The sequence below is a fragment of the Pseudarthrobacter scleromae genome (assembly GCF_014644515.1).
Classification (GTDB): domain Bacteria; phylum Actinomycetota; class Actinomycetes; order Actinomycetales; family Micrococcaceae; genus Arthrobacter; species Arthrobacter scleromae.
On sequence record NZ_BMKV01000002.1, the window covers coordinates 87,526 to 107,030 of the forward strand.

The following is a 19,505-nucleotide window of genomic DNA, read 5'->3' on the forward strand; positions in this document are numbered from 1 at the left end:
CCATTCCCCGAGTCATCACCCGGAACCTTTCGCGGTATACGTCCGACTAACGCGCCGGCGCAACTTTGAATCGTTCCAAACCTCCTGGGTCCGCCTTGCCACCGCTCATCGAAGGAGATGTTCGTGAATCGACCCCCGCAACTGACCACGCTTCCACAGGAAGGGCCTCCGTCCGGCCGCAGGCTGCCGGCCGGCGCAAAAGCCGTGACGGCGGCCGTTGCCTCTGCCGCCATCGCCTTCACAGGGCTCCCCGCAGTTCAGGCCGACACCGCCCTCCCTGCAGTGGGCAGCGGCTTCACGTTCGACTTCGGCCCCGGAGCCACAGCCGACGGCTACACGCCGGTAGGGGCCACCAGCCAGTACTCCGCCGCCGCGAGGTTCGGCTTCACGGACACGGCCGCCACCTCCGGTGTGGACCGGGGCACCGGAGACCCGTTGCGGTCCGACTTTGTCCAGGCGCAGGGCAGCACGTTCCAGGTGGACCTGCCCAATGGCGACTACACCGTCAAGCTCATTGCCGGTGACGCGACCGAAGCCACGAACATTGCCATCACGGCCGAAAAGATGGCCAAGGTCCAGCTCACCGACAAGCCGGCGGGCCAGTACCTGGAGATGGAATTCCCCATCTCCCTGGTGGACGGCCAGCTCAACCTCGACTTCACGGGCACAGCGGCCAAAATCAATTCCCTGGTGGTTGCTGCGCGGGCGCCGCGCACGGCCACCACGGACCCGGGCGTCTACCTCGCTGGCGACTCCACGGTGCAGACCTACGACCCCGGCTTCGCCCCGCAGGCAGGCTGGGGCCAGATGATCGACCGGTACTTCGAGGACGGCGTCTCCTTCAAGAACCACGCGATCGGCGGGCGCAGTTCCAAGAACTTCATCACCCAGGGACGCCTTGATGAGATCCTGCGGGTCATCAACCCGGGCGATTACCTGATGGTCCAGTTCGGCCACAATGACGCCACCATCGGCGTGGACGACCGCTACGCCTCCCCCGCCGATTACAAGGAATACCTCCGCACGTACGTCAACGGCGCCCGCCAGCGCGGCGCAACCCCCGTCCTGGTGACCCCCGTGGGACGCCGGGACTACGACGAAGCCACCGGCAAGTTCCGCGTCAGCTTCCCCGAGTATGTGGCCAAGATGCAGGAACTCGCTGCCGAGGAGAACGTGGCCCTGGTGGACCTGTCCGCCTCGAGCCGCGCCTACTACGACGAGATCGGCCAGGAGGACACCAAGTCCGTATTCCTCCACGTCGATGCCGGCGTGTACCCTAACCGCCCCACCGGGACAGTGGACAACACCCACTTCCAGGAGTACGGCGCCATCCAGATTGCCCGGCTGGTGGCGGGAGGCGTAAAGCAGCTCGACGTTCCGCTGGCCTCCCGCGTCGAGGAAGTCGCACCGCCGTCGTCCGTTCCCGCCAAGCCGCAGGGACTGGTGGCCGGAAGCGTGTCCAACGCCGGCGCGCTCCTCAAATGGCAGCCCGTTGAAGGCGCGGACATCTACAAGGTGTACCGCAAGTTGGCCTCCGAGCCGGACAGCGCCTACAAGCTGACCACCACAGCAACGGTTCCCACTGCCAACCTCGGCGGACTGGCTGAGGGCACCGCGTATGACGTCCGCGTCGCCGCCATCAACGGCAAGGGGCTTTCGGAACCCAGCGATATGCTCACCGTGACCACCAAGCAGGCAAAGTACAAGTTCGACTTTGGGCCCGTGGGAGCTCCGGTCGAGGCGGGCTACACCGAAGTCAACCGGACCATGGGCTACGCCGCCGGGCGCGGCTTTGGGTTCAAGGACATCTCGGTGCTCAGCGACCGGGACCGGGGAGCGGTCACCAGCAACCTGCTGCGGGACTTCGTCCTCAGCGGCTCCAGCTTCGAATTCCAGCTGGACGTCCCCAACGGCACCTACGCACTGAAGACCTACCACAGCGACTGGATCGGCTCCACAAGGACCGACGTTGCGGCCGAGGGCACCGCCTACGGCCAGGTCTCGTCCGGCCGTGCATCGTCGGCAACCAAGATCATCAACCAGGTCCTGGTCTCCGACGGGCAGCTCAGCCTCACCATCAGCGGCTCCGGCCAGCGGCTCAACGGCCTGGAGGTCACTCCGCTGCTCGTGGGACCCACCAACCTGCACACCACTGGTGTGAATGCCGCTTCCGAGCCGCCCACCGTGGACCTCGCCTGGGACGCCGTGGCAGACGCCGCCAGCTACAAGGTGTTCCGCCAGGCGTCCTTCGAAGCCGAACCGCAGCTGATCGCCGAGAACGTGGCCACTGCGTCATTCCAGGACACCACCGCCTTCGCGGGACTGACGTACAAGTACTTCGTCAGCGCCCTGGACAACACCGGCCTCGAGTCCGTTCCGTCCAACACGGTGGAGACCGCCCTCGTTGACCCCGCCACTCCGGTGCCCGCTGCCACGGGCAAGGTGGACGTGAAGGCAGTGGAGAAGACGAGCGTCATGCTCAAGTGGCAGAAGGTGTCCGGCGCTGCCGCATACCTCGTCTACCGGTCCACCTCACCCGACGGCCCCTTCGGCTACGTGGGCCGTGCCACCGAAGTGAACTACACCGACTACTCGGTCCTGACCACCATCAAGTACTACTACCGGGTCACCACGGTGAACAAGGGCGGCGAATCCGCGCCCTCACCCGTGGTGGGAACCGAAAAGGTCACCGTAGTGAACCGGCAGATGGAAAACCTGGACCGGGCACCGGTGGCCCTGCTGACCGGCGAAGGCGTGCGGGTGGGCTGGCGCATGCTCGGCCTGGACCCTGAACAGATCGGCTTCCATGTCATCCGCGACGGCGTCCAGCTCACCGAGGAGCCGATCCGCAGCAGCACCACGTTCCTGGACCCCTCCGGGACCTCATCGTCCCGGTACGCCGTCAAGACCGTGGGCAACGGCGGGGAACAGCTCACCGCCGAGTTCACGCCGCTGGCGCAGAACTACCTGGCCGTAAAGCTGGACAAGCCCGCGGATGACTACACGAAGGACGGACAGCCTTACAGCTACTCCGCCGGCGACTCCAGCGTGGCTGACCTGGACGGCGACGGAACGTACGAGATCCTCCAGATGTGGTCGCCCTCCAACTCCAAGGACAACTCACAGGCGGGCTACACCGGACTGGTGTACGTGGACGCCTACCGCATGGACGGCACCCGGCTCTGGCGGATCAACATGGGTCCGAACATCCGCGCCGGCGCCCACTACACGCAGTTGCTCGCCTACGACTTCGACGGCGACGGCAGGGCCGAAGTTGCCATGAAGACGGCGGACGGCACGCGCGACGCTGCCGGAACGGTGATTGGAAACGCTGGAGCAGACCACCGCAACAGCAGCGGCTACGTGCTGACGGGCCCGGAGTTCCTCAGTGTCTTCCACGGGGCAACCGGCACCATCATGGACACGGTGGCCTACGACCCTCCCCGTGGTGAGGTGGCAGCATGGGGTGACGGCTACGGCAACCGCGTTGACCGCTTCCTCGGCGCAGTGGCCTACCTGGACGGGGAGCGCCCGTCCATGATGTTCAGCCGCGGCTATTACACCCGCACCGTGCTTACCACTTACGACCTCGTGGGCGGCAAAATCAGCAAGCGCTGGATCTTCGACTCGGACGCCGCAGGCGCCCAGTACCGCAGCCAGGGCAACCACAACCTGTCCGTAGCGGATGTGGACGCCGATGGAAAGGACGAGTTCGTCTTCGGCTCCATGACCATCGACGACAACGGCAAGCCGCTGTACAACACTGGCCTGGGCCACGGTGATGCCATCCACACCAGCGACCTCGATCCGTCCCGTCCGGGCCTGGAAGTGTTCGCGGCCCACGAGGACATGGGGGCCAGCGGCAACAGGGGAGCCACATTCCGTGATGCGCGCACCGGGGAGATCCTCTGGAGCATCCCGGCCGCCAAGGACACCGGACGCGCTGCCGCCGGTGACATCGACCCGCGCCACGCGGGGGCGGAGGGCTGGGCCATCGGCGGCGACGCTGCCTGGAATTCCCCGGTGGGCGAGCTGCGCTCCGCAAGGGGCGAGCTGATCGCCAACAGCATCCCGGCAGCCAACTTCCTGGCCTGGTGGGACGGCGACCTGCTGCGGGAGATCGTTGACCATGACTGGAACGCGGCAACCACCACCGGCACGCCCAGCATCGCCAAGTGGAACTGGGAAACGGAATCCAGCGACCGGCTGCTCACGGCAACCGGTGCGAAGTCCAACAACGGCACCAAGGGAACCCCGGCCATCCAGGCCGACCTCCTCGGTGACTGGCGCGAGGAAATTGCGTGGCCGTCGTCGGACAGCACGGAGCTGCGCATCTACACCACCACCGCCGGGACCGACGTCCGGCTCCGGACGCTGATGCACGATCCCGTATACCGGCTCTCGGTTGCACGCGAGAACGTCTCGTACAACCAGCCGCCACACCCCAGCTTCTACGTGGGTGTTGGGATGGAACTTCCGGCCCAGCCGGACATCGTCTACACCCGCGCAGGCTGACCCGTCGGATCTGCCCGCTGCCCCGTCCGCCAGCCCGGCGGGCGGGGCAGCGCCATGTCCGGCCCCGTTTTGGAGGCAACCCGCCGGTAACACCGGGCGTCAGTATGATCACAGCATGACCGAGACGCCTGCCTCCAACTCCGTGACACTCCGTTTTTTGGCCGCTCCCACGGATGTGGGCCACAGCGGCTCCGTGGACGCCGGAACCGTCCTGGAGTGGGTGGACAAGGCCGCGTATGCCGCTGCGGTGGGGTGGGCGAAGTCTTACTGCGTCACCGCCTACGTGGGAAACATTCACTTCGCCGATCCCGTCAACAGCGGCGACATGGTGGAGGTCGAGGCCACCATCGTCTACACCGGACGGTCCTCGATGCACATCCGGACCGTGGTTTCCTCCGGGGATCCCAAGGGCGGTCCGGCCACCATGCGAAGCCAGTGCATGGTGATTTTCGTAGCTGTGGGCGAGGAGGGAAAACCGATCCCGGTCCAGCAGTTCGAACCCGTCACCGCCGAAGAGATTGAACAGCGGGACCACGCGCTGGCACGGATCAAGGTACGCGAACAGATCGTCGAAGCCATGAACCGGCAGGAATATACGGACGCGGGTACGGCCGAACGGGTTACCCTGCGGTTCATGGCCGCACCCACCGACGTGAACTGGGGCGGCAAGGTCCACGGCGGGATCGTCATGAAGTGGATCGACGAGGCCGCCTACGTGTGCGCCTCCCGGTACTGCGGCATGGACACCGTGGCTGTCTTCTCCGGCGGGGTCCGGTTCTACCGTCCCCTGTTGATTGGCCACGTGGTGGAGGTGGAGGCGCGGCTGGTGTACACCGGCACCAAAGGCATGCACATTGCCGTACATGTCCGCTCGGGCGACCCCAAGAGCCGCGAGATGAACCTCACCACCTATTGCCTGACAGTGATGGTGGCGCGCGACGCGGACGGCAACTCCGTCCCCGTACCCTCGTGGGTGCCGGTCAGCGAAGAGGACAAGAGACTGCACGCCCATGCCCGCGAACTGCTGGAAATCAGGGGCACGGCCCCGGGAAACCGGCTGCCCAACCACCTGCTGGCCCGGGGCTAAGCCCAGGGCACCCACGGCGGCGCTCCTAGAAGCCGCCGCCGCCGGCGTCGGCTGCCATGTTGGCGAACCGTGAGTAGTGGCCCTGGAAGGCAACCACGATGTCCTTGGTGGGGCCGTTGCGGTGCTTGGCCACCAGGATGTCAGCCTCCCCTGCGCGGGGGGACTCCTTGTCGTAGACGTCCTCACGGTGCAGCAGGATCACCATGTCGGCGTCCTGCTCGATGGAGCCCGATTCGCGGAGGTCGGAGACCATGGGCCGCTTATCCTGGCGCTGCTCAGAGCCACGGTTGAGCTGGGACAGAGCGATCACGGGGACCTGGAGCTCCTTGGCCAGGAGCTTCAGCGCACGTGAAAACTCGGAGACCTCCTGCTGGCGGGACTCGACCTTTTTACCGGAGCTCATGAGCTGCAGGTAGTCGAGGATCACGAGTTTTAGATCGTGCTGCTGCTTCAGGCGCCGGCACTTTGCCCGGATCTCCATCAGCGACATGTTGGGGCTGTCATCGATAAAGAGCGGGGCATCATTCATCCGGCCCATGGTGGTGGCGATCTTGGACCATTGCTCGTCCTTGATGGTGCCCTTGCGGAGGTCCTGCAGCCCGATGGTGGCCTCGGCGGACAGGAGGCGCATGGCAATTTCGTTCCGGCCCATTTCGAGCGAGAACATCACTGTGGCCAGGTTGTTCTTGATGGCTGCCGAGCGGGCGAAGTCCAGCGCGAAGGTGGACTTACCCACAGCCGGGCGGGCTGCGATCACAATCATCTGGCCGGGGTGCAGGCCATGGGTGAGCTCATCCAGTTCGTAGAACCCCGTGGGCACACCGGTCATGCCCTCACCGCGGTGGCCGGAGGCTTCGATCTCATCCACCGTGGACTCCATGACGTCCTTCAGGACGACGTAGTCCTCGGCAGTGCGGCGCTCTGCCACCGCGTACACCTCGGCCTGGGCCTGGTTCACCAGGTCCTCCACCTCGCCGTCGGAGCCATAGCCCAGCTGGACGATCTTTGTGCCCGCGTTCACGAGGCGCCGGAGCACGGCCCGCTCGGCAACGATCTCTGCGTAGTAGCCGGCGTTGGCGGCGGTGGGAACGGTCTGGATAAGCTCGTGCAGGTAGGCAGGGCCGCCGATCCTGTTGATCTCTGCGCGCTTGGTGAGCTCATCGGAGACAGTCACGGCGTCGGCGGGCTCACCGCGGCCATAGAGGTCGATAATGGCTTCGTAAATGGTTTCGTGCGCCGGGCGGTAGAAGTCCTGGCCGCGGAGGATTTCCACGACATCGGCGATGGCATCCTTGGACAGCATCATGCCGCCCAGCACGGACTGCTCGGCAGGGATGTCCTGCGGCGGCTTGCGGCTGGCTTCAGATCCGCGGGTTGTCTCTACCGGATCCAGATGCGCGATTGACAAAGCTGCCGTCCTCCATGTGAGCCGGGGCCTTGGTGGCACCGGTGGTTAACCGTCCTGCTAGGGCGTTGCCCGAAAGCCGGGCTCCGCTACCTGTCCAGGTGTACCAGCGGGGTGTGACAATCGCTGGGGATCCAGCCCTGCAGCCGGGAATTTTGAGAGTTATCCCCATATCCACAGGTTTTCCACAATGGGCCTCTTCTTAAGGCTCCGGATGCCCTGCGGCTGCTCTTCCAGGCATCCGTCCGGAACCACAGGAGCCCTGAAAAACAGGTACCCCGCTACGCTAGTCCCCCGCGCCCCAGCGGCAAAGTCAACAGGCACCAGGCCCTGTGGAAAACCTGTGCACTAAAGGGCATAGCTTGTGCACAGCCTGTGGGAAAGGCTGTGGAAAGCAAAAAACTTTACGCGCCTTAAGTGCGCTGACCAGCAGAAACGTCGCCGCCAGCATGTGGAGTAAAGATTTCTTCCGGATAATTTCATCCACAGCCCATGGCAGCACCGGTGGAGTAAAACCGCCCCCTCCGTGGCAGTGATGCAGTTCATCCCGCGACCGCTGCGGACCGTTGCTACCCGGGTCCCGGGGTCAACGCCCCAGCGGACCGTTGAGTATGCGCATAGATGAATGTTGCTGTGGATAAACCGGATCTGGCATAAGCTCTAAACATGGGCGAACTAGTGCTGGTACTGCTGCCGGCGATTGTGTTGGTGGCGCTCATCTGGGGCCTGGCCACGGCCCTCAGTCCGCGGGATACGGGCTTGTCCGATGCCGAGAAATACCAGCGTGACCTGGCGGAACGTTCAGCGCAGCACTACGCGGCCCAGGTCCAGGCTGCCACGGCCGCCCGCGCACGCCTGGAGTCCACCACGAGGCCAAGCCAAAACACCCAGGCGATGCATTCAGACCTGGCCCAAGCCAGGAAGTACACAGAACGGCGCTAGAAAATGGAATCGCTTGTGGTCCCTGTCCTCATCCTCCTGGCCGTGGCTGCCGGAGTCACGTTGGCGGCCCGCGCCATCAGCAGGCGGAAGGCCTCCGCGGGCGCCGAGCCGCAGGCGCCCGCAGCCACCTCCGCCGACCTCGCCCGCACGGCGGCCGCCAAACTTTCCGAGGACGAACACCGGCGGCTCTATGCCCTGATCGCACAGGGCCAGGCCATGGCAGCCATCAAGCTGTACTACGAAGCCACAGGCGACGGACTGCGCGCCTCACGAGACGCCGTAGGCGCGCTGGCGGCACACCCGCAGCCTTACCGGGGCCCGGAGGCGGCCACCCCGGAACCGGACGATGAGGATGATGAGCCCCAAAGGTTCCCCTACCGCTACCGGGCGATCGCCAGCAAGGGCGACGTGACCCGCGAGGTCAGCAGCAACATGCTCAACGACGAGATCTATGGCCGGATACGCACCCTGGCCCGCAACGGCGACACGGAGGCTGCTGCCTCGGCGCTCACGCGGCACTCAGATATCTCCATGAAGCAGGCCCGGGAGTTCATCGAACTGCTGGACGACTAGGCCTGGCCGGTCGCCTCGCCGCCCTGGGGCGGCCCGATCATCCCCGTCATGTTGGACTACCTGACCGGTCCTGTAGGACTACCTCAGCGCCAGGACGAGTTTGGGTGCCGCCGCGCTGCCGGCCTCCTTGGAGTTCAAGTCCAGGCCGTCGCTGCTGCCGGTGTCCAGGCCCAGCGAAAGCTCTTGGCCGAGCTCACCGGCCAGGCCGGCTACCGTGAGCGGAACGCTGTAGTTGGTGTTGGCCGTCGTCGGGCCGAAGGTCGCAATGCTGCTTCCAAGCGCGGGGCGGTTGGTGTACGTGATTCCACCCTCTGTCCAGGTGTCGACACCCACCAGCTTGACGTTCTGCGTACCCTTGGAACCGCTCCCGGCGCTGCGCAGCTGGAGTGTCGCACTCTCCAGGGTGCGGCCAGCGTACGCCGACAGGTCGAACTTCAGGTACGTGACCTCCACTGGGCTCTTGTCCACTCCCAGCAGGGTACTTGACCCGTAGTTCGTTCCGGCCGACGTGCCCGCCACATAACTGTCCGCCGTGGCGGTGAGGGTGACGGTTTCCGGTGTGCCGCCGCCGCCCGCAGAAGCCGTAGTGAATGTCCACGTCTTATCCGACGCCAATGCGTTCCCAGCAGCATCCTTCACCCCGGCGGAACCGCCTTCGATCCTCGCCATGTACGTGGTCCCGGCCGACAGGTCCGAGTCAGGGCTCAGCGTCGCAATGTTGCCCGCGCCGTTGAGGGTCACCGTGGCCGTCACCGTCGTCGACCCTGACACCAGGGTAAACGTGCCCGACTCAACGGTCGATGCGTCCATCGCCTCGGAGAAGGTGGCAGTCACGTCCGCCGTCACCGCCACGCCGGTAGCGCCCTCAGCCGGGGACGTGCCCGACACCACCGGAGCCGTCGTATCACCACCACCGCCACCACCGCTGGGATCGTAAAAGTGCCAGTACCGGCTGGTGGCGTTCACATCCGCGAGCAGCAGCAGACCGCTGCCGGCCGTGCCCCGCGCCGCGCTGTTGAGGTTCTGCTTCGTCGACGTCACGTTGTGGACATACTGGTCGGCGTCGACGATCCGGGCAGTCTTAGCACTGCTGAAGCTGATGTTGTCCAGCGGCGTGGACTTCTCGTAGATCGCACCGCCCGAGCTGGTGCAGGTACCGGCGTTCGTTGTGCCGCTCGGCTTCGGATAGGTGGCGAAGGTCCGCAGCCTTTGGGTGCTCTCGTCGATCAGGACGATCACCCGGTTCGGGCACTCCGACACAGTCGCGATCGTGTTCGCCGACCATGTGGTTCCGTTCAACGCCAACAGCTGGATCAGCGGCTGGGCTGCCGAGGTGAACGACGTCTTGATGGCCGCGAAAACCCGGCCACCCGAGGAGTCAAGCCACTTCAGGTTCATATGGTCATCACCGCTGCGCTGCCCCGAGACAGCGGCCACAGGCGTGGTCCAATCGGTATTCGAGGCTCCGTCGACGTGGTAGCTCCAGTACATGCCGTCGGAAGAATCGTCGACCTGCCGGCTCCACATCACGCCTATCTTGCCCGGCCCGAACGCGATCACCGCTGACGAGTCGTCAACAGACACGTTGCTCAACGACGCAGGATGCGGGAACGGTGTCCCCCACGTCCTGCCATCCGTGCCCGTGACATTCAGGTAGATGCGGTTTCCCTGCTGCCAGGTGGCCCACACGCGGCCGGTCGAATCCTTGTCAATGGACAGGGTTTCAACGCGGTAGTTGTTGATGTTTGTAGCGCTCTGCAGCGAGTACGTCTTTGTACCAGGATCGTAGCTGAAACGCCGCATCGTCGACGGGAAGTTCGGCTCAGCCGGCAAACCGTCGTTGACGAACCGGTAGCTCGCCACATGCAGCGTCGCGCCGTCCCAGAGGACGTCGTGATGCGTGTTCGAGCGGGTATCCGTCGCCACGCCGGTATCTACCCACGCGCTCGTGGCGGCATTGAACCGGAAGATATGGAAATCCGAACTGGCGGTGTCCCACAGGTTCCCCCACCAGAGCCCGTCGTTGAACCACAACGCACTCGTCGCCCGCTTGGTACCAGTCGGCGTTCCCGTCCCCGAGTGCGACGGGCCCTCGACCCCGACGTCACCCTCGGCAGCGGACGCCCCACCCGGCACCACCACCACACCCAAGGCAAGCACTAGGGCTGCCAGCAGCGCGGTGAGCCATGGGATCCCCAGCCGGCGTGAACGGGCACCGTCCAGGCAACCACCTCCCCGGCTTACAGCATGAATACGCCGACCTGTAGCATGTCCGCCCATGTGCGCTCCCCGGAGTTGAACGTCGGTCCCCACGCTCGATCAGTGTCAACCGCGAAGCCCTTAATTGCAACCCCTAATTCGAACGGGACACTACCTCATGTGTGGCGCCGGCCGGCCGTCACCCGTTGCCGGAGATGCCGGCCAGAAGCTGCTCGAAGGGGAGGGACTCCATTGGAGCGGGCTTCCGGCCGGGCTGGGCCCCTTCAAGGAGCCGCGTGAACTCCCCTGCGGCCCGGTCGATGCGGTCCGAAAGTGAGGAGCCGCCGTCGTCCATGGTGCCCCAGTCCTGCGGACCCGCAAAGACGCCCGTGGCTACAATCCTGGTTCGCAGGTAGCTGAACAGCGGGCGCAGGGCGTAGTCCAGGACCATCTGGTGGCGGTCCGTGCCGCCGGTAGCGCCCAGCAGGACGGCCTTGCCGTCGAGCGACTTGGGATCAAGGACGTCGATGAAGGATTTGAACAGACCGCTGTAGGACGCACTGAACACCGGCGTCACGGCGATGATTCCGTCCGAAGCTTCCACGCCGGCTATCACCTCGACCAGCCGGGGCGCGGCGTAGCCTGTGACGAAGTTGTTGGCGATGTCCACCGCCAGGTCGCGGAGTTCCACGACGTCCACCTGCACGCCGAGGCCGGCGCCGTCCAGGTGCCGCTCGGCTGCGGCTGACAACTGGTCGGCCAGCAGCCTGCTCGACGACGGTACGCCGAGTCCGGCGGAAAGGACTGTGATGCGGCGGGTCTCCATGGCATTCTCCTGTTGCTCTATCATTCCAGCATATATGCATATGCATCTATACGGTGAACGGTGGGAGCTTACGGAGTATTCCCGCTAGAGAAGCACTGATCCCCGGATGCAGGTGGTGGAGTGTCCGCCCACCCAAATGTCGCTGCCGTCGGCTTTGACGTGGACGCGGCCTGCGCGGCCCAGTGCCGTCCCTTGGGCCGCCACGTACTCCTGCGGAGCCCTGTTGCTGCCGATCAGCCATTGCGCTGCACCCGCATTAAAGCTGCCCGTGACGGGATCCTCCACCATGGCGTCGCCCGGGATGAACGTGCGGACCTCGAAGTCTGCGCCGCCATCCCCCGGCCCCGGCCCGATAATCCCGATTTTCAGGCTGCCCAGGGCCGCGACGTCAGGATTCACAGCCCTGACCTGCTCCGCGGAACCCAGCAGCACACCGATCCATTCGGGACCATTCACCAGCCATGACGCATCCACCACATCGGTTTCAGCCAGGCGGAGCCCCGCAGCGATCCGGCGACGGATAGCCCCGTCCACTGGACCACAACGGGTCAAAGGGGGAGCTGCGAAGGCGAGCATCCCGCCGTCGCGCTTAACGCGAACCAGGCCCGCGCCGCATTCCTGGACAACGAAGCCGTCCGTTTGCGGAATTCCGCCGCGCTCAAGCCACGTGTGGGCAGACCCCAAGGTGGGGTGCCCGGCGAAGGGGAATTCCTCACTGCCGGTAAAGATGCGGACCCGGTAATCTGCACGCGGATCGGTTGGGGGCAGCAGGAACGTGGTCTCCGACAGGTTGGTCCAGTTGGCGAACTGCTGCATCCGCTCCGGCGTCAGACCCTCGGCATCAACGACGACGGCGAGCGGGTTTCCGCGGTAGGGCTCGCGGGCGAAGACATCGACCTGGTGGAAAGGGCGGCTGCGGGCTGGAAGTTCGGTGCTGTTCACCGTACGAAGCTATCAAGCAAAAGACCCCCGCTGCCGGAATCCGGCAGCGGGGGTCTTTCCAGCAGTCAGGGACTACTTGCCAGCCACAACATCGAGTTCGATGACAGCGGCAACGTCCTCGTGCAGACGGACGTTGGCCTGGTAGGAACCTACCGACTTGATGTGCACGGGCAGTTCAACCTTGCGCTTGTCGATGCTGCCAAGGCCGGCGGCCTCGACGGCGTCAGCGACGTCGCCCTGCTTGACGGTGCCGAACAGGCGTCCGGTTTCGCCAGCCTTGACGACGAGCTTAACCGGCTTGGAGGACAGTGCAGCGGCCTGCTTCTGAGCATCTTCCAGGGAAGCGTGCTCGCGGGCAGCGCGGGCAGCCTTGATGGACTCAACCTGCTTTTCGCCACCCTTCGACCAGGTCAGGGCGAAGTTGCGGGGCAGGAGGTAGTTACGTGCGTAACCGTCCTTGACCTCGACAACGTCGCCAGCAGCACCGAGACCGGTTACTTCGTGGGTCAGAATGAGCTTTGCCATGTTAGTTAATCCCTTCCTTAGCCGCGGCCAGCGCCGGAGTAAGGCAGCAGAGCAACTTCGCGGGCGTTCTTGATTGCCTGGGCGATCTTGCGCTGTTCCTGCACCGTGACGCCAGTGACGCGACGGGCGCGGATCTTTCCGCGGTCGGAGATGAACTTGCGCAGCAATGCTACGTCCTTGTAGTCGATGACAGTGATGTCAGCGGCCTTCAAGGGGTTGGACTTTGGTTTGGGCTTACGGAGTTCAGCCTTAGCCATCGTGGAGCTCCTATTCTAGGGAGCCCGTGGATGTTGATCCACGGGATGGTGGTGGTCCGACGGCGGCAGTCACCTGGGTGCCCGGAGGCACTTTCGGCTGTCCCGGCGTCGGGCCTGAATGGGTGTTTAGAAGGGAGGTTCGGAATCGGGGCCGTTGCCCCAGCCGCCTGCGTTGGAGACGCCGGGCGTTGCCCAGGGGTCGTCCTGCGCAGCCTGCTGGTTGCCACCGCCCCAGCCTCCACCGGAGTTGCCGCCCTGGTTTCCACCAGAGTTGCCGCCTCCGAAGCCGCCGCCGCTGTTGCCGCCGCCGAAGCCACCCTGGGCGCCGCCTCCGGCACCCCCAGCGCCGGAGCGTTGGGTGCGGTTGACCTTGGCATTGGCGTAGCGCAGGCTGGGGCCGATTTCATCGACCTCAAGCTCAATAACGGTGCGCTTTTCGCCTTCTTTGGTTTCGTAGGAACGGCTCTTCAAGCGGCCGGTCACGATCACGCGCATTCCTTTGGTAAGGGACTCGGCGACGTTCTCGGCTGCTTCACGCCAGACAGCGGCGCGGAGGAACAGGGTTTCCCCGTCCTTCCACTCGTTGGACTGGCGATCAAAGGTACGCGGGGTGGAAGCGATGGTGAAGTTCGCTACTGCTGAACCGGACGGTGTGAACCGCAATTCCGGATCATTGGTGAGATTACCGATGACCGTAATGGTGGTCTCGCCTGCCATCTACTGCCTCCTTGTTGTCCTGGGTGAAGGGTGCGTTCCTGCGTTAAAGATTGAAGAGTCGGTGCTGAAATTACTCAGCAACAACCTTCTGCTCTTCGGGGCGGGTGATCTTGGTGCGCATGATGGTCTCGTTAAGAGACAGCTGGCGGTCAAGTTCCTTGGCGGTGTCCGGCTTGGCGGTGAAGTTCACCACGGCGTAGATACCTTCAGACTTCTTCTTGATTTCGTAAGCCAGACGGCGACGGCCCCAGATGTCAACCTTTTCGATGGTTCCACCATCGTTGGTGATGACGTTCAGGAACTTCTGAAGCGACGGCTCAACGGTACGCTCTTCGACCTCGGGGTCGATGATTACCATCAATTCGTAAGGACGCATATGTGAACCCACCTCCTTTGGGCTAAGCGGTTACGGCATTTCCGTAACAGGAGGTTCATTTGCGATGCCATGCAAGGCCCCGCCGCCGGAACGGAGGCAGGACACAGCACAGACTTCAATATCTTAGTGCATCTGGACCGGATAGGCGATTCGCGCCTGACCCAAGGCTATGGCCGTGTTGGCAGGGGCTGCAGCACCAACGGCTCCTATGTGGAAAACGTGCAAGCGAACAAACAGGGAAATTACGACGCCGAAACGGCCTCCACAGCCGACTCCCGGGTTGTGGGATCCTGCGGCTCCCCGCCCTTCGGGCCCGTACCGGACTTGCGGTAGCGCCACACGCCCACAGCCACCACAACAGCCGCCAGGGCCACGGACAGCGGCAGGGACTCCCTGGTGGACTCCAGGATGACCATGCCGATCAGCAGCGCCACGATGCTAGCGATGGAAAGCCACGTCAGGTAGGGGAAGAGCCACATCTTCAGCGCAAGATCCTTGCCTGCGGCACCCATGCGCTTGCGGAGGATCAGCTGGGAGGACGCGATGACAAGCCACACGAACAGGGCAATGGCACCGGAGGTGTTGACCAGGAAGAGGAAAACCGTGTCGGGTGCGATGTAGTTGAGGCCCACTGTCACAAAGCCCACCACGGTGGAGGCGAGCACGGCAGCAGCGGGGACGCCCCGCCGGGAGATTCTGGTCCACGCGGCCGGGGCGTCTCCCCGCTTGGACAGCGAGAAGAGCATGCGGCTGGCGGTGTACAGGCCGGAGTTGAGGCAGGACAGCACGGACGTGAGGACCACGACGTCCATGATGGTGCCGGCGCCCGGGATTCCGAAAAGTTCAATGACTGCAACGTAGGGGCTCTTGGCAACGCTGGCGTCATTCCAGGGCAGCAGGGTGACAACGATGGCGATCGACCCGATGTAGAAGACCAGGATCCGCCACACGGTGGACTTGACGGCCTTCTTGACGGCGTCCACGGGGTTCTCCGATTCGCCGGCGGCGATGGTGGCGATCTCCGCACCGAAGAAGGAGAAGACCACCACCAGGATCCCGGCAAGCACAGCTCCCGGCCCGTTCGGAAGGAAGCCGCCGTTGCCGGTGAGGTTGCTGAGCCCCGGGGCGGCGACGCCGGGGACGAACCCGAGGATGGCGGCGGCGCCGAAGAGCAGGAAAAGTACGATCGCAGCGACCTTGATGGAAGCGAACCAGAACTCGAACTCACCGTAGGACTTCACGGACCCAAGGTTGGTCAGCGTCAGCAGGACCATCAGGATGAGCGCCCAGACCCACTGGTCGATCCCGGGAACCCAGCGGTGCATGATGGCCGCTCCGGCCGTCGCCTCGATGCCCAGCACGATGATCCAGAACCAGGCGTACAGCCAGCCGATGCTGAAGCCGGCCCAGCGGCCCAGCGCCTTGTCGGCGTAGGTGGAAAAGGAGCCCGTCTCCGGGTTGGCCGCCGCCATCTCACCGAGCATCCGCATCACCAGGATGACCACGACGCCGGCAGCCATGTAGGCGAGCAGGATCCCCGGTCCCGCCTGCTGGATGGCGGCGCCGGAGCCCACAAACAGGCCGGCGCCGATGACGCCGGCAATCGCGATCATGGACAGGTGCCGCGGCTTAAGCGACTTGGCTAATTGCTGGTCAGCGGGCATGGGAGTGCCGTCCTTCGGTGGTTATGCAGATGGGATCGGCAGGTAGTACTTGCCGGAAAGATTGAGGACCGCGCCCCTCCAGTGGGGCCGGTCACACATTTCTCTCACTGTAAATTGCGCCGAGAAGCGGATGCTCTGTGCATCGGCACAGCCTTGGGCTGCCCAATTTTGGTCCTGGCCCAACTGCAGGTACCCACACGAAACAACAGGAGCCTGACAGGCAACAAGGAAACACGGAGGAAATAGTCCGCAGCCCCGTATCCCCTAGTGGTTTTACTCCCGGTTTCCCCCATTGCCCCCGGCAATTTCGGAGGTCTACATTGGCTTCCACCCGCACTCAAGCGAGGGACGCCAGAGCAGCGGTACGCCGTTAAGGACTACCTGCGCCACCAAGGACCTGAATATGCACACAGCAAAAGTTCGCCATCCCGTTCCGCAAGCCCTGGCCTTGGCCGTTGCGCTTGTCCTAGGCCTTCTGACGTCTGGCGGCCCAGCCCATGCGGCAGAGAATTACGGCTACCAGAGCATCAGCTATTCCGGTGTAGCAAACACTCCGACGTCCGACAAGCCACAGAGCAAGCTGTGGTGGAACGACGGATCCTGGTGGGCAGATATGTGGACCACGGGAACCGGCTGGCAAATTTACCGGCTCGACAGGGCTGCAAAGACCTGGGTGAATACGGGTGTCTCGATCGACAGCCGCAGCAACACACTGGCAGACACCTTGTGGGACGGCAACAAGCTGTACATCGCCTCGCATGTGGCGACAGTTTCCGGCGATGCAAGTACGAAGCCCTCGGTGTCAGGACAGCCCGCCAAGCTTTACAGGTACAGCTACAGTGCCGGCAAGTACACGCTCGACGCCGGTTTTCCCACCAACATCAACAACAACAGCAGCGAGTCCATGACGATCGACAAGGACACTACCGGTGCCATCTGGGCCACGTGGACGCAGGTTTCCGGAAGCTCAACCTCCGGCTACTCCAGCAGTGTCTATGTGAACTCGTCCGCAGCGGGCGGGACAAGCTGGGGCACGCCGTTTGTCCTGCCGGTCGCCGACCCCAAACCAGCACCAGATGACATCTCCGCGATCGTCGCTTACGGAAACAAAAAAATCGGTGTGATGTGGAGCGACACTCCCGCCGGAACCGTCTACTGGGCGACCCGTACGGATGGAACCTCCCCTTCGGCAGCCTCATCATGGAACGTCCAGTCCGCGGTGCAGGGCAAAGGCCAAGCGGACGACCATCTGAACATCAAATCACTCGTGGCTGATCCTTCAGGACGTGTCTACGCGGCGGTGAAGACGAGCCTCGATTCTTCTACCGACAAGACGCTTCCGCAGTTGCAGCTGCTGGTCTTCCGGCCCGGAACGGGTTCGTTTACAAAATCCACCATTGCCACTCTTGCCGATTGCGTGACCCGTCCCCAAATCCTGCTGGATACATCCAACAATGTGGTGAGGGCGTTCCATACTGCTCCCTCCACGTCCACGTCCGGATGTGCATACTCAGGAGTCCCGGGAAGTATCTACGAGAAGACTGCATCCATGGACGATCTTGTCTTTGGCAGCGGCCGTGGCACGCCGGTGATCCAGGACGGGGCATCTGCCAACATCAACGACGTCACCACCACCAAACAGAGCGTCAACGCCACCACCGGCGTTGTTGTCATGGCCAGCAACAAGGCTACTGAGCGCTACTGGTTCTCGGACCGGTCGCTTGGAACGGCTCCCCCTCCGGGTGATACGGCGGCTCCCACGGTTACGGGAACGTCCCCGGCTGATGGGGCCACCGGCACGGCAGTGTCGACAAACGTGACGGCCACGTTCTCCGAGGCGATGAACACCTCGACCATCACCTCGGACACGTTCACCCTCAAGACAGGGACGACGGCGGTTTCGGCCGCAGTGACATACAGCGGCACAGGCAACACCGCGACGCTCAACCCAGGCACCGACCTGGCAGCCGGCACCACCTACACCGCAACCGTCAAGGGCGGCTCCACCGGGGTAAAGGACGCTGCCGGCAACGCGCTGGCCTCGGACAAGACCTGGAGCTTCACCACGGCGGCAGCGAGCGGCGGCGGCGGGACGTCCGAGACCGTCACCCTCACCGCCACCGCGGACAGCTGGGTGGCAGGCGGAGCAGCAAACACAAACTACGGCACCTCCACCACAATGAGCGTGGACAACAGTCCCGTGGAAACCACCTACCTGAAATTCGACCTCTCAGCGTATGCGGGTAGGACCGTGGAGAGCGCAACACTGCAGCTGCGCAGCGCCGGCAGCGGGTCAACGGGCAAACAAAACATCAAACTCGTCACGGATGACAGCTGGACCGAAAGCGGAATCACCTACAACAACCGCCCCGCGCTCGGCACCAGCATCGGCACCCTCGGACCCACAGCAGCCAACAGCAACTACAGCGTTCCGCTCACTGCCAGCGCCCTGGCCGGCGAGCTCGGCCAACAACTCTCCCTCGGCCTCGACGCCACCAGCACCGACGGCCTGGACCTCAACTCCAAGGAAGCCGGCAGCACCGCACCCAAACTCGTCCTCACGATGTCCGGGAGCGGCAGTGGTGGTGGCGGTGATACGGCGGCTCCCACGGTTACGGGAACGTCCCCGGTTGATGGGGCCACCGGCACGGCAGTGTCGACAAACGTGACGGCCACGTTCTCCGAGGCGATGAACACCTCGACCATCACCTCGGACACGTTCACCCTCAAGACAGGGCCGACGGCGGTTTCGGCCGCAGTGACATACAGCGGCACAGGCAACACCGCGACGCTCAACCCAGGCACCGACCTGGCAGCCGGCACCACCTACACCGCAACCGTCAAGGGCGGCTCCACCGGGGTAAAGGACGCTGCCGGCAACGCGCTGGCCTCGGACAAGACCTGGACCTTCACCACGGCGGCAGCGAGCGGCGGCGGCGGGACGTCCGAGACCGTCACCCTCACCGCCACCGCGGACAGCTGGGTGGCAGGCGGAGCAGCAAACACAAACTACGGCACCTCCACCACAATGAGCGTGGACAACAGTCCCGTGGAAACCACCTACCTGAAATTCGACCTCTCAGCGTATGCGGGTAGGACCGTGGAGAGCGCAACACTGCAGCTGCGCAGCGCCGGCAGCGGGTCAATAGGCAAACAAAACATCAAACTCGTCACGGATGACAGCTGGACCGAAAGCGGAATCACCTACAACAACCGCCCCGCGCTCGGCACCAGCATCGGCACCCTCGGACCCACAGCAGCCAACAGCAACTACAGCGTTCCGCTCACTGCCAGCGCCCTGGCCGGCGAGCTCGGCCAACAACTCTCCCTCGGCCTCGACGCCACCAGCACCGACGGCCTGGACCTCAACTCCAAGGAAGCCGGCAGCACCGCACCCAAACTCGTCCTCACCCTGCGGTAGGCCAGGGTGGGGACCTCGGGCTGCAGGTAACCGCAATTTCCACATTCTTACCCCCG

The 19,505-nt window shown here is 64.2% G+C and carries 14 protein-coding genes; 5 read left to right on the forward strand and 9 right to left on the reverse strand.

Features of this window, described 5'->3' with window-relative positions:
* Positions 1 to 117: 117 nt before the first annotated feature.
* Positions 118 to 4,515: a rhamnogalacturonan lyase family protein gene (locus IEX33_RS19470; protein ID WP_308421957.1), complete on the forward strand. Its 4,398-nt coding sequence runs from the start codon at positions 118 to 120 to the stop codon at positions 4,513 to 4,515.
* Between the two features lie 115 nt (positions 4,516 to 4,630).
* Entirely contained in the window at positions 4,631 to 5,602 is a 972-nt protein-coding gene (locus IEX33_RS05360; RefSeq protein WP_188728377.1) for an acyl-CoA thioesterase, read from the forward strand.
* 25 nt (positions 5,603 to 5,627) lie between these two features.
* On the opposite strand, the gene dnaB is transcribed toward IEX33_RS05360, so the two are convergent.
* The gene (gene dnaB, locus IEX33_RS05365; protein ID WP_066272593.1) at positions 5,628 to 7,010 is read right to left on the reverse strand and encodes a replicative DNA helicase; all 1,383 of its coding nucleotides are present in this window, start codon (positions 7,008 to 7,010) and stop codon (positions 5,628 to 5,630) included.
* Between the two features lie 663 nt (positions 7,011 to 7,673).
* Here dnaB and IEX33_RS05370 point away from each other — a divergent pair.
* Both IEX33_RS05370 and IEX33_RS05375 read left to right on the forward strand, forming a co-directional pair.
* Positions 7,674 to 7,949, forward strand: coding sequence for a hypothetical protein (locus IEX33_RS05370; protein ID WP_188728379.1), 276 nt, complete (start codon positions 7,674 to 7,676; stop codon positions 7,947 to 7,949).
* 3 nt (positions 7,950 to 7,952) lie between these two features.
* Positions 7,953 to 8,522, forward strand: coding sequence for a hypothetical protein (locus IEX33_RS05375; protein ID WP_188728381.1), 570 nt, complete (start codon positions 7,953 to 7,955; stop codon positions 8,520 to 8,522).
* A gap of 78 nt (positions 8,523 to 8,600) precedes the next feature.
* Here the strand turns inward: IEX33_RS05375 and IEX33_RS05380 are convergent, their stop codons facing one another.
* From IEX33_RS05380 to IEX33_RS05415, 8 genes are all read right to left on the reverse strand, one after another.
* Positions 8,601 to 10,682: a CBM96 family carbohydrate-binding protein gene (locus tag IEX33_RS05380; RefSeq protein WP_229675250.1), complete on the reverse strand. Its 2,082-nt coding sequence runs from the start codon at positions 10,680 to 10,682 to the stop codon at positions 8,601 to 8,603.
* 238 nt (positions 10,683 to 10,920) lie between these two features.
* Positions 10,921 to 11,547, reverse strand: a complete 627-nt coding sequence (locus IEX33_RS05385; protein WP_188728385.1) for an FMN reductase — start codon at positions 11,545 to 11,547, stop codon at positions 10,921 to 10,923.
* Positions 11,548 to 11,631: 84 nt separating this feature from the next.
* Positions 11,632 to 12,489: a PhzF family phenazine biosynthesis protein gene (locus IEX33_RS05390; RefSeq protein ID WP_188728387.1), complete on the reverse strand. Its 858-nt coding sequence runs from the start codon at positions 12,487 to 12,489 to the stop codon at positions 11,632 to 11,634.
* A gap of 72 nt (positions 12,490 to 12,561) precedes the next feature.
* Positions 12,562 to 13,014: a 50S ribosomal protein L9 gene (rplI, locus tag IEX33_RS05395; RefSeq protein ID WP_104186774.1), complete on the reverse strand. Its 453-nt coding sequence runs from the start codon at positions 13,012 to 13,014 to the stop codon at positions 12,562 to 12,564.
* A 17-nt stretch (positions 13,015 to 13,031) separates the two neighbouring features.
* Positions 13,032 to 13,271, reverse strand: coding sequence for a 30S ribosomal protein S18 (gene rpsR, locus IEX33_RS05400; protein WP_003800144.1), 240 nt, complete (start codon positions 13,269 to 13,271; stop codon positions 13,032 to 13,034).
* Positions 13,272 to 13,397: 126 nt separating this feature from the next.
* Positions 13,398 to 13,988 (reverse strand): single-stranded DNA-binding protein, encoded by a 591-nt coding sequence (locus IEX33_RS05405; RefSeq protein ID WP_188728389.1) that lies wholly within the window; start codon positions 13,986 to 13,988, stop codon positions 13,398 to 13,400.
* Between the two features lie 70 nt (positions 13,989 to 14,058).
* A complete protein-coding gene (gene rpsF, locus IEX33_RS05410) occupies positions 14,059 to 14,364 on the reverse strand; it encodes a 30S ribosomal protein S6 (protein WP_011693941.1) in 306 nt (101 codons plus the stop codon).
* A 242-nt stretch (positions 14,365 to 14,606) separates the two neighbouring features.
* Positions 14,607 to 16,028 (reverse strand): amino acid permease, encoded by a 1,422-nt coding sequence (locus IEX33_RS05415; protein ID WP_188728391.1) that lies wholly within the window; start codon positions 16,026 to 16,028, stop codon positions 14,607 to 14,609.
* A gap of 613 nt (positions 16,029 to 16,641) precedes the next feature.
* Here IEX33_RS05415 and IEX33_RS05420 point away from each other — a divergent pair.
* Positions 16,642 to 19,449, forward strand: a complete 2,808-nt coding sequence (locus IEX33_RS05420; RefSeq protein ID WP_188728393.1) for a CBM96 family carbohydrate-binding protein — start codon at positions 16,642 to 16,644, stop codon at positions 19,447 to 19,449.
* The last annotated feature ends 56 nt before the right edge of the window (positions 19,450 to 19,505 follow it).